Below are 14,242 nucleotides of genomic sequence, written 5' to 3'. Positions count from 1 at the left end.
CGGCCCCATTTTTGCCTTTGAATTGAGCCATTCCCTCGGCGAGCCATGATCGACTTTATCAAACCACGCCTCTATCTCATCACGCCGCCGATCGCCGATGCGGAAGGCTTCGCGCCTGCGCTGGAGGCCGCGCTCGGCGCGGGCGACGTCGCCTGCGTGCTGCTGCGCTTCGCCTCGCAGGATGAAGGAGCGCGCAAGAAGATCGTCAAATCGCTCGCGCCGCTCGTGCAGGATGCCGGCGCAGCCGTGCTGGTGCCCGACGATCCGCAACTGGCCGCCCGCGCGGGCGCCGACGGCGTCCATATTGAGGGCGTCGGCGAGAATTTCGCGGGCGCGCTGGACAGTCTCAAGCCGGAGCGCATCGTGGGCGTGGGCGCGCTCGCCAATCGCGACGAGGCCATGGCGGCCGGCGAGAGCGACGCGGATTATTTGATGTTCGGCGGCCTTGAGCCGGGCGACGAAAGCGCCGCCGAGATTCTTGAACGCGCTTCCTGGTGGGCTGAGCTGTTCAATGTGCCCTGCATCGCCGTAGCGCATGAACTGGCCGACGTGGAGCCGCTCGCTGGTTCGGGCGCCGAATTCGTGGCGCTGGGGGCGAAGATTTTCGATGATCCGCGCGGTCCCGCCGCGGCGGTCGCCGAAGCCCAGGCCGCGCTCGACCGGGCGGAGGCGCGGGCTTGAAACGTCACGCCGCCAGATTTGCGTTTTTGGCCGCGGCCGTCGTTGCCGCCAGCCCGGCCTGCGCCATTCTTGCGCCGGGCCAGCCGGACCTCGCCTTCGGCGCCTTCCAACGCGGTTATTTCCGCACCGCTTTCGACGAGGCGATGAAGCGCATCGACGCCGACAGCCATGACGCGGCGGCGATGACCCTTGTCGCCGAGCTTTATTCGTCGGGCGTCGGTGCGCCGCAAAAGCGCGACGAGGCCATGCGGTGGTACAAGCTTGCCGCGGAGGCCGGCGACAAGAACGCGCAATATGTCCTCGGCAACGCTTTTATGGCCGGCGACGGCGAGAAAAAAGACGTCGCGCAGGCGCGGGCCTTGTTCGAGAAGGCCGCCGCGCAGGATCACGCGGGCGCCTGGTTCAATCTTGGCGTCATCGCGCTCGAAGGCAATGGCGTCGCCTCTGACTTCAGGCTGGCGGCGGCGGATTTCCGCCGCGCCGCCGACCTCGGCTTCGCCGACGCCGCCTATTCGCTGGCTTTGCTCTACCGCGAGGGCAAAGGCGTCGAGAAGGACCGGACCCAGGCGGCGCAATGGATGCTGCGCGCGGCGCAGGCGGATTTCCTCGCCGCGCAGGTCGAATATGGCATCGTGCTGTTCAATGGCGACGGCGTTCCGGCGGACGAGGCGGGCGGGGCCAGATGGCTGCTGCGCGCCGCCAATCGCAACAATCCCGTGGCTCAGAACCGTATCGCGCGCATGCTCTTCGCGGGGCGCGGCGTGAAGCCGGATCACGTCGAGGCGGCGAAATGGGCCATTCTTTCGGCTTCCGCCGGGCTGCGCGACCCCTGGCTCGATTCCGAAACGGGGAAGCTGACCCAGGACGAGCGCCAGAAGGTCGAGACGGCGATCAAGTCCTATCTCGGCAAATGATCCACGAGGCGTCGCCTGCGCCTCGGCTTGACGCGGGCGCTCGCGCAGGGCAAATCACCTGAGACTTTCGTATCGCGCCTGATCTTCGCCTGCGCGCCTGCCGTTCGCCTTTGCCGTCCCTACAGGGACAGGCCCCGGAAAGCCCCATGATCAATTCCGCACTTATGAATGTGATGACCTCCGCCGCCCTGAAGGCGGGGCGCGGCCTGAAGCGCGACTTCGGCGAGGTCGAAAACCTCCAGGTCTCGGTCAAGGGACCGGGCGATTTCGTCACCATCGCCGACAAGAAAGCGGAACGGACGATTTTCGAGGAATTGTCCAAGGCCCGCCCCGGCTATGGCTTCGTGCTCGAGGAAGGCGGCATTGTCGAGGGCTCCGACAAGAGCCATGTCTGGCATGTCGATCCGCTCGACGGCACCACCAATTTCCTTCACGGCCTGCCGATCTTCGCCGTCTCGATCGGTCTGGAACGCGAGGGCCAGATGGTCGCGGGCGTGATATACAATCCGGCCACTGACGATATTTTCGTCGCCGAAAAGGGGCAGGGCGCCTATTACAACAACCGCCGCATCCGCGTCGCCGCGCGCCGGGACGTCTCCGAGGGCCTGATCGCCACCGGCATTCCGCCGCTCGCCGCCGCCAAGATTCATCCGCGCTTCAAGCTGGAGCTGTCCTCGGTCATGACCCGGGCGGGCGGCGTGCGCCGTCTCGGCGCGGCCTCGCTCGATCTTGCATTCGTCGCGGCGGGCCGCTTTGACGGTTTCTGGGAGCGCGGCCTCAAGAGCTGGGACATGGCGGCGGGAATCGTGCTGGTGCGCGAAGCGGGCGGCTATCTGACCGACGCCGACGGCAAGCAGGATCTGTTCGGCTCCGGGTCGGTCTGCTGTGGCAATGAAATCATCCACAAGCAGCTGCTCGATCTTCTTAAAAAGGCCTGAGGGGGGCGATATTCGCTCGGCCAGCGCGCATTGTCGCGGCGGGCCGTGAATATTCATCTTGAATTTACCTCATCCTTGCGCTCAACCTAAGGTCAATCCTCAAGAGGGCGCCGGAAATGCCGGAAAAAGACGCCTATCGCCTGTCCTCGCCCACCATTTTCCTGGTGCGCATGGTGGTGTTCCTGATTCTGGTCGGCTTCGTCGCCGCGATCCTGCATCGCCAGATCGAAACCGCCTTCATGGCCAATCCCGGCCTGAACGGCCTCATCGTGGCGGCGGCGGCGCTGGGCGTGCTGCTGGCGCTGGCGCAGGTCGGCCGGCTCTATCGTGAAATCGCCTGGGTCAATGCGCGCGACGACGGCACGCCCGCAAGGCTTCCCACCTTGCTGGCGCCGATGGCGAAGATCGTCGGAGAGGGCGGCAGGACGCCCCTGTCGCCGCAGATCTTGCGGCTGGTGCTGGATTCGGTCGCGACGCGCCTCGACGAATCGCGCGAAACCTCGCGCTATCTCACTGGACTTCTGGTCTTTCTCGGCCTGCTGGGCACCTTCTGGGGCCTGCTGGAGACGGTCGGCTCCATCGGCGGCGTCATCGCCTCGCTTCAGGGCGGCGGCGAAACGACCTCCCTGTTCAACGACCTCAAATCCGGCCTCGCCCGTCCGCTGGCGGGCATGAGCCTCGCCTTCACCTCCTCGCTGTTCGGCCTTTCCGGCTCGCTGGTGCTCGGCTTTCTCGATCTTCAGGCCGGGCAGGCGCAAAGCCGCTTCTATACCGAGCTGGAAGACCGGCTCTCGGCAGATCTCGAAGCGGCGCGGGCGCCGCAGGGCGCGCAGCAGGATCCCACCGAGGCGCTGGAAGGCCTCGCCACCGGCGTTCAGGCCCTGGTGCGGCACATGCGGCAGGAGCAGCAGATGATCCGAGACTGGGTCGAGGCCCAGGCGGATCGGCAGGCGCGCTTGCAGGCGGCGATGGAAGCCCATCTCGCGGGCGAGAAGCCGGAGCCGCGCTGATGGCTCTTTCGCGCGGCCGACGCCGGCCCGAGGCGATGAATTACTGGCCGGGCTTCGTGGACGCGCTCTCGACCTTGCTGCTGGTCCTCACCTTCCTGCTCTCGGTCTTCGTCTTCGCGCAATATTTCCTGTCGCGCGACGTCGGCGGCAAGGACGCGGCGCTGGCGCGTCTGAACCGGCAGATCGAGGAATTGACAGCGATCCTGTCGCTGGAAAAGGGCGGCAAGGCGGAGACGCAGCAAAACCTGGCGGCGCTGACCGCCACGCTCGAATCGACGCGCCGGGAGCGCGATGCGCTCGCAGCCGGCGCGGGCGCTGCGGCGGAAAATCTCGACGCTGAAAAGCAGCTTTCCGCGCGCGCGCAGGCGCAGCTCGATCTGCTCAACCAGCAGATCGCCGCCTTGCGCCGCCAGCTCGCCGCGGTGCAGGACGCGCTTGGCGCGCAAGAGGCCAAGGACAAGGAAAACCAGGCGCGAATCGCCGATCTCGGCTCGCGGCTCAATATTGCTTTGGCGCAAAAGGTTCAGGAGCTCGCGCGCTATCGTTCGGATTTCTTCGGCCGGCTGCGGGAAATTCTCGGCGAGCGGGCCGACGTCAAGGTGGTGGGCGACCGTTTCGTGCTGCCGTCCGAGGTTCTGTTCGAAAGCGGGCAGGCGAGCCTCACGACGGAAGGCAAGGCGGCGGTGGACAAGATCTTTGTCGCGCTTTCCGAAGTGGCGAAAGAAATTCCGCCGGAAATTCCGTGGGTTCTGCGGGTGGACGGCCATACCGACAAGCGCCCGATCTCGTCGCCGCAATTCAAGTCGAACTGGGACCTCTCCGCCGGGCGCGCCATAGCCGTCGTGCAATATTTGCTGACCAAGGGCTTCTCGCCGCAACATATTTTGGCCGGCGCCTATGGTGAATTCCAGCCGATCGACGAGGGCGACAGCGAGGACGCCCTGAGGCGCAACCGACGGATCGAACTCAAGATCACGGAACGATGACAGTCTCGCTGCGTCCCTATCGCGACAAGGACTGGCCGGCTGTACTCGCCCTGTGGATCGAAACCTGGACCCTCGCGCGACCAGAAATTGATTTCGCCGCCCGCGCGCCCTGGCTCGGGACATTGTTCGCGGACTCCGCCGCGCGCGGCGCCCATATCGTCGTCGCCGAGGACGGCGAGGGCCTGATCGGCTTCGTGCTTTACGAACCGGCGCGCAGCTGGCTGGAGCAGATTGCGGTCCATCCCCGCGCGCTGGGCACGGGCGCGGCGCAGAAGCTGATCCGTCACGCAAAACAGGCCTGCCCCGAGGGCTTCGGCCTCGATGTCAACGCCGACAATTCCCGGGCGCTGGCCTTTTATCATGGCGAAGGCTTTGAGCTCGTCGGCGCGGGAACGAACCCGCTCTCCGGCCTGCCGGTTCTTTCGCTACGCTGGACACCGCCGCAGCAGGCGCGCTAACGCCTTTTCATTCGATCGTGACCGTTGTTTTTTGTCGCTATGCATTTTCAGCTTCGCGGCCCGGTGGTTGATCGCGCGGATCTGAACCCACTTCGACTGAAAGCGCTCCAGTGGCGTTAGGTTGACACGACATCCCATTAAGCCAATGGCGAAAACCGGCGCAGAGCGGAGCTTCGATCGCATTGACCGAAAAGGTCGATATCGCAGAGACGCCGGCAGGCGCGGATGCGAACGCCTTCGGATTCAAGCGGCCCATTTTTTTCCATCTGAGCCCGCGGCGCGTCGGACGCGAAAAGGCCGGCTTGTAGCCGGCCTTCGTCCCGTCGATCGTCTCAATTCTAGCGGGCCGCCAGCTCCTTTACGGACGACACACCTGTAGATACGGGTGGTGAAACTCCCAATTGGAGTTGACGACGCGCTGGCGCCAGACGCAGCGCGCGCTTCCCGAATGGGACGCATAGACCACATCAGTAAACATCCCCGGACTCGTGGTATAACTACCGGAATAGTGATGCCGATCGTATTTATTTTGGCCGCCATCCCAGAAGGATCCCGGATCGATCGGCCCAGGATCGCCGCGCCAGTACGTCTGTCCATCGACGGTCCTCATACTTTGCGCTTGTACTGCCTGCGTCGCCGCGAAACTGGCGACAGCAAGCGCGGCTGCCGACGCGGCGGCGGCCGTTAGAATGCCAAACCTGTGTTTCATTGGATGATCCTCCCGTTTGAACAACGAGACCTAGGCACTGGAAAATTGACGCCTGTTTATTTCCAACGGACCCGCTTGGACGATCAAACTGGAATGTAACATATTATAGACAAAGCTAATCGCTTTTTTTATGCAGCTTATCATAGCGATATGATAACCAGATTATGTTGGAAACGTCGGGCAACAAATTGAAATAAGCATATAAATTATTCGAATAACACTTAAGTCACAGCTAATTCACTTTTACTTGATTGCTCTCGGTCGGAGAGACATTCGGCGCATAAGATTGGCGGCAGCCTTTCCTGCGCGTAACCCCAAAATTTGCGACGCAGCAAGACAACGCTCCATTCAGCGAACTTCGGCTTAGAGCCGAATCTTGTCATCGCCATATGGCGCCAATCGTGCGCTTTGGCGCATCAGACCGTCGCGGCTTCCAATCCCTTTGCGCCCGTGTCGAATTGCAGCCGCGCCAGCCGGGCGTAAAGCCCGTCGGCGGCGACGAGTTCTGCATGGGTTCCCTGCTCGACGATCTGGCCGCCCTCCATCACCAGAATGCGGTCGGCGGCCAGCACCGTGGCCAGGCGGTGGGCGATGATGAGTGTGGTGCGGCCCTGCATCAGCCGGTCGAGCGCCTGCTGCACCAGAATTTCGTTTTCTGCGTCGAGCGCCGAGGTCGCCTCGTCGAGCAGCAGGATCGGCGCGTCCTTGAGAATGGCGCGGGCGATGGCGAGGCGCTGGCGCTGGCCGCCCGACAGGGTGACGCCGCGTTCCCCAAGCCGCGACGCGAAGCCCTGCGGCAGGGCGCGAATGAAATCGCCCGCCGCCGCGCGTTCGGCCGCCGCCTCGATATCGGCGGGCGCGGCGTCTGGCGTCCCGTACGCGATGTTTTCCGTGACCGAGCCGGAGAAGATCACCGGGTCCTGCGGCACCAGCGCGATGCGGCGGCGCAGATCGGCGGGATCGAGTTGCCGGGCATTCACGCCATCGACGCAGACACGGCCGGAGATGGGGTCGTAGAAGCGCATCAGCAATTGAAACAGGGTGGATTTGCCGGCTCCGGATGGCCCGACTATGGCGACCTTCTCTCCCGGCGCGATGACGAAGGAGAGATTGTCGAACACGTTCTTGTCCTCCCGCGCGGGATAGGCGAAACCGACCTCGTCGAAGGCGATCTCGCCGCGCGCGGGCTCGGGCAGTTTCTGCGGATGAACCGGCGCGGCGATGGTGGGAACCGTGGCCAGAATTTCGGAGAGGCGGCCAGCGGCGCCGGCGGCGGCGGAAATTTCGCTCCAGACTTCCGACAATTGCCCCAGCGAACTGGCGCCGAGCACGGCGTAAAGCACGAATTGCGAAAGCTCGCCGCCGGTCATGCGCCCGGCGAGCACGTCATGCGCGCCGAGCCACAACACCCCGACCACGCTGGAGAAGGCGAGGAAAATCGCGAAGGCGGTGAGCAGCGCGCGGGCCTTGGTGGCGGCGCGGGCGGCGACATAGGCGCCCTCGGCGGCGTCGGCGAAGCGCTTTGTGGTGGCGGCCTCGGCGCCGAAGGCCTGCATGGTGCGCAAGGCGCCGAGATTTTCCCCGGCGAAGGCGCTGGCTTCGGCGAGCCGGTCCTGCGCGGCGCGCGAGCGGCCCCGCACCGAGCGTCCGGCCGTCACCAGAGGCACGACGATGATCGGAATGGCGATGAGCACCAGAGCAGATAATTTGGCGCTGGTGAAGATCATCAGGCCGGTCGCGCCGACGAACATGAACAGATTTCGCAAGGCGATCGAGGCCGATGCGCCGAAGGCGGATTTGAGCTGGGTGGTGTCGGCGGTGAGCCGCGACACCAGCTCGCCGGTCTGGGCGGTGTCGTAAAAGGCGGGGTCGAGCCGGGTCAGATGGGCGAAGACGTCCTCGCGCAGATCGGCGACGATGCGTTCGCCAAGCGTCATGACCAGAAAGTAGCGCGCCGCGGAAGCAGCCGCGAGCAGGCCGACGACGCCGATCAGGATGAGGAAATAGGAATTGACCACGCCGGCGTGATCTGCGGCGAAGCCCCGGTCGATCATGCCGCGCACGGCCAGCGGCATCACCAGTGTCGCGGCCGACGCGACGGTCAGGGCGGCGAGCGCGCCCAGCGCCCAGGCGAGGCGTCTTCTGGCGTAGGGCAGGATGGGCGCGAGGGACTTGAGGGAATCGCGCGGCGAGCTTTTGGGCGTGGGGGCGTCGGTCATGGCGCCTATATAAGGCGTCGCGGCGGAAAAGGCACGGCTTCCCGCTCGTGAAGACCTGAGGCGTCTTGCGCTTGTCAGGAAGTCTCGCTCCTGGGCGCCGCGAAGGCTTGCTCTTTGACGCCGCGAAGGCTTGCTCTTGGACGCCGGCTGGTATAGAAGGCGGCCTTCCACTTTCCCGGCGCCGCGAGGCGTCGCTTTTAGGGGTTCCAAGGCGGCCTTCCGTCACGGAAGCCGCAAGGTCGAAGCCATGAAGTCCGATATCCATCCCGAATACCACACGATCAAGGTCGTCATGACCAACGGGACCGAGTTCCTGACCCGCTCCACCTATGGCAAGGAGGGCGACACGCTGAATCTCGACATCGATCCCTCCACCCATCCGGCCTGGACCGGCGGCTCGCAGCAGCTGCTCGATCGCGGCGGCCGCCTGTCGCGCTTCAACTCGCGCTTCGCCGGCCTGTCCTTCGGCAAGAAGTAAGCCGAGGGGCTCGGAGAAACAGGCGCGTAGTCGCCGCCGAGCTGACGCGAGGGAATTTTGACCGCGCCTCGCGCGGTCAAATGAAGAAAAGGCGGCCATCTGGCCGCCTTTTTCATTGCTTCATCAGGAAATGGCCGTCGGCAACCTGGAAGCTGGTGAGCTTGCGCAGGAAGCTCATTCCGAGCAGGCTGGTTCCGGTTTGGCCCGGCCTTGCGACGAGCGCCTCGACATTGCTCACGCTGATCTGTCCCACGCGAAGTTCGCGCAGGCGCGCCGGGGCGAGCATGACGGTTCCGTTGGCGGTCTGCACGGCGGCGGTATAGGCCGAGGCGGGCGGGTCGATATTGGCGGCGCGGGCGTCTTCAGCCGTCAGCATCACATGGCTGGCGCCGGTGTCCACCAGGGCGTGAATGCGCGCCCCGCCGATCTCGATATCGGTCGCATATTGCGCGTTGCGATCCGGCGAAAGCTCGACCACGCCGAAGCCGGACCTGGAGCCCGGCCTTGCGGCGGGCGCAGGGAGGGCGGCGGGGGCGGGCTGGACGACGATGGCCTCGCGTTGCGGCGCGAGCAGGGCGCGAATGGCGTTTCCGCCCCGCTCGAACCAGTGATCTTGCAGCGCCGCGACCGAAATCAGGGCAACGAAGACCAGCGCGGCGACGATTTTCACGGTTTGCGCTAACATGGACCTTGCTGCTCGATCTCGCGCAGGGCGCGCACGAGATCGAGCCTAACCGGCAAGACCTGCAGGACCGTTAAAATTATCCCGCCAATGCCGCCTTAACCAGGCCGCTGGCCTTGCCGAAATCCATTTTGCCAGCGTAGCGCGCCTTCAATTGCGCGATCACCTTGCCCATGTCCTTGATCGAGGCGGCGCCGGTCTCGGCGATGGCGGCCTGAATCGCGGCGGCGACGTCTTCATCGCTCATCTGCTGCGGCAGGAAGGTGGCGATCACCGCGATTTCCTCGCGCTCCTGCGCTGCGAGTTCGGGGCGGCCGTTCTTGTCATAGATTTCCATCGATTCCTGGCGGCTCTTCACCAGCTTTTGCAGGAGGGCGAGAATGTCGTCCTCGTTCACCTCCTTGCCGGCGCCGCGGGCCTCGATGTCCTTGTCCTTCAGCGCGGCGGTGATCATGCGGATGGTCTCGACGCGGCGCTTTTCGCCCGCCTTCATGGCCAGTTTGAGTTCGGAAGTGAAATTTTCGCGCAGCATGGCTTGTTCCTGTCGATTGGCGGCGTTTCTTTGGCGCTTGTCTCTTGGCGATTCTCTTGGCCGTCCCGCGAAAGCCGCGCGCAAAACTTGCGCCGGCGGCTTAAGCCTCTTAAATGCAGACGGGCCGGGACGGCCGCGCCGAGGGGCGGTTCGTTCGCGCAGATTTCTAGAGTGGTCGCGATGCAGGATCAAGCCAAACAACAAGGATGGGCCAGGCCCGTCGCCACCGCCGTGCTGGTCATGGCTGACGGAACGGTGATCGAGGGCGTCGGATTCGGCGCGCCCGGCAAGGCCGTGGGCGAGGTCTGCTTCAACACGGCCATGACCGGCTATCAGGAGGTTCTCACCGATCCGTCCTACGCCGGGCAGATCGTGACCTTCACTTTTCCCCATATCGGCAATGTCGGCGCCAATGACGAGGACATCGAGACGGTGGATTTCGAGCGCGTCCATGGCGCGCGCGGCCTGATCGTCCAGGCGCCCGTGACGGGGCCGTCGAATTTTCGCGCCCAGACGGGGCTCGACGCCTGGCTCAAGACGCGCGGAATCATCGGGCTGGCCGGCATCGACACCCGCGCGCTGACGGTCCTGATCCGCGAAAAGGGCATGCCCAATGCGGTGATCGCCTATGATCCGGACGGCAAGTTCGATCTCGACGCCCTGAAGGCGGAAGCAGCGGGTTGGCCGGGAATCGACGGCATGGACCTCGTGCCCGACGTCACGGCGCAACAGGATTATGGCTGGACCGAGACGACCTGGCGGCTCGGCTCGGGCTATGGCGCTCAGGACGGGACGCGCCTCAAGGTGGTGGCGCTCGATTTCGGCGTGAAGCGCAACATCCTGCGCCTGCTGGCGGAAGCGGGCTGCGATGTCAAAGTGGTCCCGGCGACGACGAGCGCCGAGGACATTCTCGCGCTCAAGCCCGATGGGATCTTCCTGTCGAACGGCCCCGGCGATCCGGCCGAGACCGGCAAATACGCCGTGCCGACGATTCGCAAGATTCTTGAGGCGAAGATCCCGACCTTCGGCATCTGCCTCGGCCACCAGATGATGGCGCTCGCGGTCGGCGCGAAGACGGTGAAGATGAACCAGGGCCACCACGGCGCCAATCATCCGGTCAAGGATTTCACCACCCACAAGGTCGAGATCGTCTCGATGAACCACGGCTTCGCCGTCGATCCCGAGACTTTGCCGGCCAACGCCGTCGAGACGCACAAGTCCCTGTTCGACGGCTCCAATTGCGGCATCGCGCTGACCGACCGCCCGGCCTTTTCGGTGCAGCACCATCCCGAGGCCTCGCCCGGCCCGCAGGACAGCCATTATCTCTTCGCGCGTTTCGTCGAGATGATGGAGAAGCGCCGCGCCGCGTGAATTTTCAGGCGATGTGATGCTCTGGGCGCCCGGTCAGGCGCCCAGTCTTTTGTTCGGTGGCCTCAGATCGCGCGCGCGTTCATCTGTGCGGCGATATATTCGGCTTGCCTTATCGCCAGCGCGACGATGGTCAGGGTCGGGTTTTCCGCTCCTCCGGTCGTGAACTGGCTGCCATCCGAGACAAACAGGTTCTTGATGTCGTGGGTCTGGCCCCATTTATTGACGACGCCGTCGCGCGGCTTCTCGCTCATCCGGTTGGTGCCGAGATTATGGGTCGAGGGATAAGGCGGCGTTGGAAACGTCCGGATCGCCCCGACCGATTCGTAGAGCTTTTTCCCTTGCCCATAGGCGTGGTTGCGCATGGCGACGTCATTGGGATGATCGTCGAAATGCACGTCGGCGACGGGCAGGGCGAACTTGTCCTTGACCGTCGGGCTGAGGGTGACGCGATTGCGTTCCTGCGGCATGTCCTCGCCGACGATCCACAGGCCGGCCATGTTCGGATAATCGTCCATGGCGCTGGTGAAGGAGCGGCCCCAGGCGCCGGGATCGAGGAAGGCCGCCATGAAGGGAATGCCCAGAGACAAGGTCTCAAATTCGTAGCCGCCGACGAAGCCGCGCGATGGATCGTTGCGGCCCTCGTCGCGGATCACGCCGGCCATGGTCGTGCCCCGGAACATGTGGACGGGCTTTTCGAACACGCCATAGACCGAGCCGGTGACGTGACGCATGTAATTGCGCCCGACCTGGCCCGAAGAATTTGCAAGACCATCCGGGAATTTCGACGAGGCGGAATTGAGCAGCAGCCGGGGGCTCTCGATCGAATTGCCGGCGACGCAGACAACCCGCGCCTTCTGGCGCTGCTGCTTTCCGTCCTTGTCGACATAAACCACGGCGCCGACCTTGCCGCCGTCGTCATGCTCGATCCGCAGCACCCGCGACTCCGGGCGCACTTCCATCTTGCCGGTCGCTTCGCCCTTCGGGATCTCCGTGTAGAGCGTGGACCATTTCGCGCCCCATTTGCAGCCCTGGAAGCAGAAGCCGGTCTGCTGGCAGGAATTGCGGTTGTCGCGCTCGACCGAATTGATCGCCATATGGCCGGTGTTGCATTCCTTGTAGCCGAGCTTGTCGGCGCCAGCCTTGAACACCTTGAAATTATTGTTGCCGGGCAAGCCGGGCCGGTCGCCGGTCCGGGTCACGCCCATCTTGTCCTCGGCGCGGGTGTAATAAGGCTCCATCTCCTCGAGCGTCAGCGGCCAGTCCAGCAGATTGGCGCCCTCGACCTTGCCATAAGTCGTCAAGGCCTTGAATTCATGCGGCTGAAAGCGCAGCGACGCGCCCGCCCAATGGGTCGTCGTGCCGCCCACAGCCTTGACGATCCAGGCCGGCAGGTTGGGGAAGTTCTTCGCCACCCGCCAGGTCCCCGAGGTCGTGCGCGCGTCGGTCCAGGCGAGCTGGGCGAAGCTCGCCCATTCGTCATTGACGAAATCCTCGATCGTATGCCGGGCGCCCGCTTCGAGCACGACGACATTCACGCCCTTCTGGGCCAGTTCATTGCCAAGCGTTCCGCCGCCGGCGCCTGAGCCGATGATGACGACCACATTGTCGTCGTTGAGATTGAATTGCGCAGCCATGGTCCTCTCCCAAAATCCCGTCGTTCACAACCAGTCGAGGTCGTCGAAGCCGCGATGGATGTAGCCGCCCTTGGAATAGGACTCGCCCTCGTAGCCGAAGATCGGCCAGATCTCCTGCTGATTATAAAGCGACACGACCAGCGTCGAGCGCACGGCCTCGAACATCGGCGCGCCAGAGATCTTGTTGAGAAGGGCGACGCGGTCGGCCTCCCAGGGAACCGCGACATAGCCGCCGGGGCCCGCCAGCGCGTTCAGTTCGGCGACGCCCTTCTCGAACATTTCCTTCTGCGCCGGATCCGCGGCGGCCTTCGTGTCGAAGGGCTTGGCCGCAATCGCGTAATAGCGGTCGGCGATCCGGTCATGAGGATAAATGTCGCGCGACATCAGAATCAGCGTCTTCATCGTCTCGGGCTGAAGACTCTTGACCTCCAGCCCCCAGGCTTCGGAGGCGCTGATCAGGGCGCCGCCGGAACTGACGGCGACGGCGGCGGCGAAAGCCACTTCCGACGACCGGCGCAGGAACAGGCGTCGACCGGGCGAATGAGGCGCGTGCGCGCCGTGATGTCCGAGCATTTGTTTTCCTCCCTCGTGATTTTTCTTTTGTTTGTTTCGTCGCGGGCCGTTCGCGGGCTTCTCCGACGTCAATGGCGGACGCGACGAAGCCGCGCCCCCCAATGCCACGCGCTTACCGGTAATGGCCGTGGCGCTGCAGCACTTCGTATTTGTAGCCGTCCGGGTCCTGAATGAAGAAAAAGCGCGCGATAAGGTTCCCGTCCGGCGCGAATTCCTTGATGTCGAGCGGGTTCAGGCCGAGGCTCTGAAATCGCGCATGTTCTGCGGCGAGGTCGTCCACGACGAAGGCGACATGGCCATAGCCTTCGCCATGCGTATAGGGCTCGGTCCGGTCCTTGTTGACCGTGAGCTCGATCTCGAAATCGGCTTCAGGATTGCGCAGATAAATCAAAGTGAAGCTGGGAAAATCCAGCCGGCTGGACACCGCCAGTCCGAAGGCCTTGTTATAAAAATCGAGTGACCGCTGTTCGTCGAGAACGCGGATCATGGCGTGTATCGCCTTCGCCATCGTCTGCCTTTCCTTCTCTGCCGCGCAAGGCGCGCCCTGAAGAAAGACTAGCCGCAGGCTGATGCGGCGGGTGGTATTCCAATGTTACGAATCGTGAGAAATTTGTCAGGCGACCCGCCGCTGATCGAGCGCCGCGTCCGGCCCATTCTCCAATGCGACAATGCAGATGCAGCGCAGATGGGACGTGAAATTCGCCACCTCTCCCCACAAGTTAAGCACCTCGCCATGCAAGGTCGAAATGAAGCGGGGCACGCTCATGTCCTGCGCGCGGGCGATTTGTTCGAGGATGCGCCAAAACATCTTTTCCAGGCGGATACTGGTCGATTGTCCGTTCAGACGGATCGAACGCGTTTCGAATGCGTAAGAATCCGGAGGTTGGCTGGCGAAAAAATGGCACATCTTTTCCTCCCTTTCGGCGGCGGCCCTTTTGGCTGGCGCCCCGGTCGTCACGAGAAGGCCGCGTGACGCCGTTATTTCAGCCTCGTCCAGACTAGACGCCCCCGGTGTCATGACAAGAGACGACGACCCGTCCAACGATATCAAGGAGGA

General features: G+C 64.0%; 16 protein-coding genes. 8 read left to right on the top strand and 8 right to left on the bottom strand.

Annotated features, from left to right (window positions below; all coding sequences use genetic code 11):
• Positions 1-45 precede the first annotated feature (45 nt).
• The 6 genes from QM467_RS11165 (at position 46) to QM467_RS11140 (ending at position 4,987) form a co-directional block, all read left to right on the top strand.
• Entirely contained in the window at positions 46-681 is a 636-nt protein-coding gene (locus QM467_RS11165; protein WP_283366398.1) for a thiamine phosphate synthase, read from the top strand.
• Positions 678-1,595, top strand: a complete 918-nt coding sequence (locus QM467_RS11160) for an SEL1-like repeat protein (RefSeq protein ID WP_283366397.1) — start codon at positions 678-680, stop codon at positions 1,593-1,595. The genes QM467_RS11165 and QM467_RS11160 overlap by 4 nt, the downstream gene beginning before the upstream one ends.
• A gap of 146 nt (positions 1,596-1,741) precedes the next feature.
• Complete coding sequence (locus QM467_RS11155; protein ID WP_283366396.1) at positions 1,742-2,533, top strand: inositol monophosphatase family protein; 792 nt, start codon at positions 1,742-1,744, stop codon at positions 2,531-2,533.
• 116 nt (positions 2,534-2,649) lie between these two features.
• A complete protein-coding gene (locus QM467_RS11150) occupies positions 2,650-3,543 on the top strand; it encodes a flagellar motor protein MotA (RefSeq protein WP_283366395.1) in 894 nt (297 codons plus the stop codon).
• The gene (locus QM467_RS11145; protein ID WP_283366394.1) at positions 3,543-4,529 is read left to right on the top strand and encodes a peptidoglycan -binding protein; all 987 of its coding nucleotides are present in this window, start codon (positions 3,543-3,545) and stop codon (positions 4,527-4,529) included. The genes QM467_RS11150 and QM467_RS11145 overlap by 1 nt, the downstream gene beginning before the upstream one ends.
• Positions 4,526-4,987, top strand: coding sequence for a GNAT family N-acetyltransferase (locus QM467_RS11140; RefSeq protein ID WP_283366393.1), 462 nt, complete (start codon positions 4,526-4,528; stop codon positions 4,985-4,987). Before QM467_RS11145 ends, QM467_RS11140 begins: the two co-directional genes overlap by 4 nt.
• A gap of 358 nt (positions 4,988-5,345) precedes the next feature.
• Here QM467_RS11140 and QM467_RS11135 read toward each other — a convergent pair whose 3' ends face one another.
• Together QM467_RS11135 and QM467_RS11130 are read right to left on the bottom strand one after the other, a co-directional pair.
• Complete coding sequence (locus tag QM467_RS11135; RefSeq protein WP_283366392.1) at positions 5,346-5,696, bottom strand: hypothetical protein; 351 nt, start codon at positions 5,694-5,696, stop codon at positions 5,346-5,348.
• Positions 5,697-6,112: 416 nt separating this feature from the next.
• Positions 6,113-7,915, bottom strand: a complete 1,803-nt coding sequence (locus QM467_RS11130; protein WP_283366391.1) for an ABC transporter transmembrane domain-containing protein — start codon at positions 7,913-7,915, stop codon at positions 6,113-6,115.
• A 247-nt stretch (positions 7,916-8,162) separates the two neighbouring features.
• Between QM467_RS11130 and rpmE the strand changes: the two genes are divergently transcribed.
• The gene (rpmE, locus tag QM467_RS11125; RefSeq protein WP_283366390.1) at positions 8,163-8,393 is read left to right on the top strand and encodes a 50S ribosomal protein L31; all 231 of its coding nucleotides are present in this window, start codon (positions 8,163-8,165) and stop codon (positions 8,391-8,393) included.
• Positions 8,394-8,505: 112 nt separating this feature from the next.
• Here rpmE and QM467_RS11120 read toward each other — a convergent pair whose 3' ends face one another.
• Both QM467_RS11120 and QM467_RS11115 read right to left on the bottom strand, forming a co-directional pair.
• Complete coding sequence (locus QM467_RS11120) at positions 8,506-9,078, bottom strand: retropepsin-like aspartic protease family protein (protein ID WP_283366389.1); 573 nt, start codon at positions 9,076-9,078, stop codon at positions 8,506-8,508.
• A gap of 76 nt (positions 9,079-9,154) precedes the next feature.
• Positions 9,155-9,607, bottom strand: coding sequence for a GatB/YqeY domain-containing protein (locus QM467_RS11115; protein WP_283366388.1), 453 nt, complete (start codon positions 9,605-9,607; stop codon positions 9,155-9,157).
• 180 nt (positions 9,608-9,787) lie between these two features.
• Here QM467_RS11115 and carA point away from each other — a divergent pair, with 180 nt between their 5' ends.
• Positions 9,788-10,978 carry a glutamine-hydrolyzing carbamoyl-phosphate synthase small subunit gene (gene carA, locus QM467_RS11110; protein ID WP_283366387.1) on the top strand — a complete coding sequence of 397 codons (1,191 nt, stop codon included), beginning with the start codon at positions 9,788-9,790 and terminating at the stop codon, positions 10,976-10,978.
• A gap of 62 nt (positions 10,979-11,040) precedes the next feature.
• Here the strand turns inward: carA and QM467_RS11105 are convergent, their stop codons facing one another.
• The 4 genes from QM467_RS11105 to QM467_RS11090 all read right to left on the bottom strand — a co-directional run bounded on the left by QM467_RS11105 (position 11,041) and on the right by QM467_RS11090 (position 14,092).
• Positions 11,041-12,612, bottom strand: a complete 1,572-nt coding sequence (locus QM467_RS11105; RefSeq protein ID WP_283366386.1) for a GMC family oxidoreductase — start codon at positions 12,610-12,612, stop codon at positions 11,041-11,043.
• 24 nt (positions 12,613-12,636) lie between these two features.
• On the bottom strand, positions 12,637-13,185 hold the full coding sequence (locus QM467_RS11100) for a gluconate 2-dehydrogenase subunit 3 family protein (RefSeq protein WP_283366385.1): 549 nt from the start codon (positions 13,183-13,185) through the stop codon (positions 12,637-12,639).
• Positions 13,186-13,297: 112 nt separating this feature from the next.
• Positions 13,298-13,693 carry a VOC family protein gene (locus QM467_RS11095; RefSeq protein WP_283366384.1) on the bottom strand — a complete coding sequence of 132 codons (396 nt, stop codon included), beginning with the start codon at positions 13,691-13,693 and terminating at the stop codon, positions 13,298-13,300.
• A 105-nt stretch (positions 13,694-13,798) separates the two neighbouring features.
• Positions 13,799-14,092 (bottom strand): ribbon-helix-helix domain-containing protein, encoded by a 294-nt coding sequence (locus QM467_RS11090; RefSeq protein WP_446737764.1) that lies wholly within the window; start codon positions 14,090-14,092, stop codon positions 13,799-13,801.
• Between the last annotated feature and the right edge of the window lie 150 nt (positions 14,093-14,242).

The sequence above is a fragment of the Rhodoblastus sp. 17X3 genome (assembly GCF_030056575.1).
Lineage (GTDB): Bacteria > Pseudomonadota > Alphaproteobacteria > Rhizobiales > Beijerinckiaceae > Rhodoblastus.
Note: the sequence above shows the minus strand (reverse complement) of the source record. Positions and strands in the feature narration are given on the sequence as shown.

What these genes read in the sequence shown, in the direction of transcription:
- QM467_RS11095 (WP_283366384.1), bottom strand. Translation starts at nt 13,693, where the DNA reads ATGGCGAAGGCGATACACGCCATGATCCGCGTTCTCGACGAACAGCGG.
- QM467_RS11105 (WP_283366386.1), bottom strand. Translation starts at nt 12,612, where the DNA reads ATGGCTGCGCAATTCAATCTCAACGACGACAATGTGGTCGTCATCATC.
- QM467_RS11115 (WP_283366388.1), bottom strand. Translation starts at nt 9,607, where the DNA reads ATGCTGCGCGAAAATTTCACTTCCGAACTCAAACTGGCCATGAAGGCG.
- QM467_RS11120 (WP_283366389.1), bottom strand. Translation starts at nt 9,078, where the DNA reads ATGTTAGCGCAAACCGTGAAAATCGTCGCCGCGCTGGTCTTCGTTGCC.
- QM467_RS11140 (WP_283366393.1), top strand. Translation starts at nt 4,526, where the DNA reads ATGACAGTCTCGCTGCGTCCCTATCGCGACAAGGACTGGCCGGCTGTA.
- rpmE (WP_283366390.1), top strand. Translation starts at nt 8,163, where the DNA reads ATGAAGTCCGATATCCATCCCGAATACCACACGATCAAGGTCGTCATG.
- carA (WP_283366387.1), top strand. Translation starts at nt 9,788, where the DNA reads ATGCAGGATCAAGCCAAACAACAAGGATGGGCCAGGCCCGTCGCCACC.
- QM467_RS11090 (WP_446737764.1), bottom strand. Translation starts at nt 14,092, where the DNA reads ATGTGCCATTTTTTCGCCAGCCAACCTCCGGATTCTTACGCATTCGAA.
- QM467_RS11155 (WP_283366396.1), top strand. Translation starts at nt 1,742, where the DNA reads ATGATCAATTCCGCACTTATGAATGTGATGACCTCCGCCGCCCTGAAG.
- QM467_RS11150 (WP_283366395.1), top strand. Translation starts at nt 2,650, where the DNA reads ATGCCGGAAAAAGACGCCTATCGCCTGTCCTCGCCCACCATTTTCCTG.
- QM467_RS11130 (WP_283366391.1), bottom strand. Translation starts at nt 7,915, where the DNA reads ATGACCGACGCCCCCACGCCCAAAAGCTCGCCGCGCGATTCCCTCAAG.
- QM467_RS11165 (WP_283366398.1), top strand. Translation starts at nt 46, where the DNA reads ATGATCGACTTTATCAAACCACGCCTCTATCTCATCACGCCGCCGATC.
- QM467_RS11145 (WP_283366394.1), top strand. Translation starts at nt 3,543, where the DNA reads ATGGCTCTTTCGCGCGGCCGACGCCGGCCCGAGGCGATGAATTACTGG.
- QM467_RS11135 (WP_283366392.1), bottom strand. Translation starts at nt 5,696, where the DNA reads ATGAAACACAGGTTTGGCATTCTAACGGCCGCCGCCGCGTCGGCAGCC.
- QM467_RS11100 (WP_283366385.1), bottom strand. Translation starts at nt 13,185, where the DNA reads ATGCTCGGACATCACGGCGCGCACGCGCCTCATTCGCCCGGTCGACGC.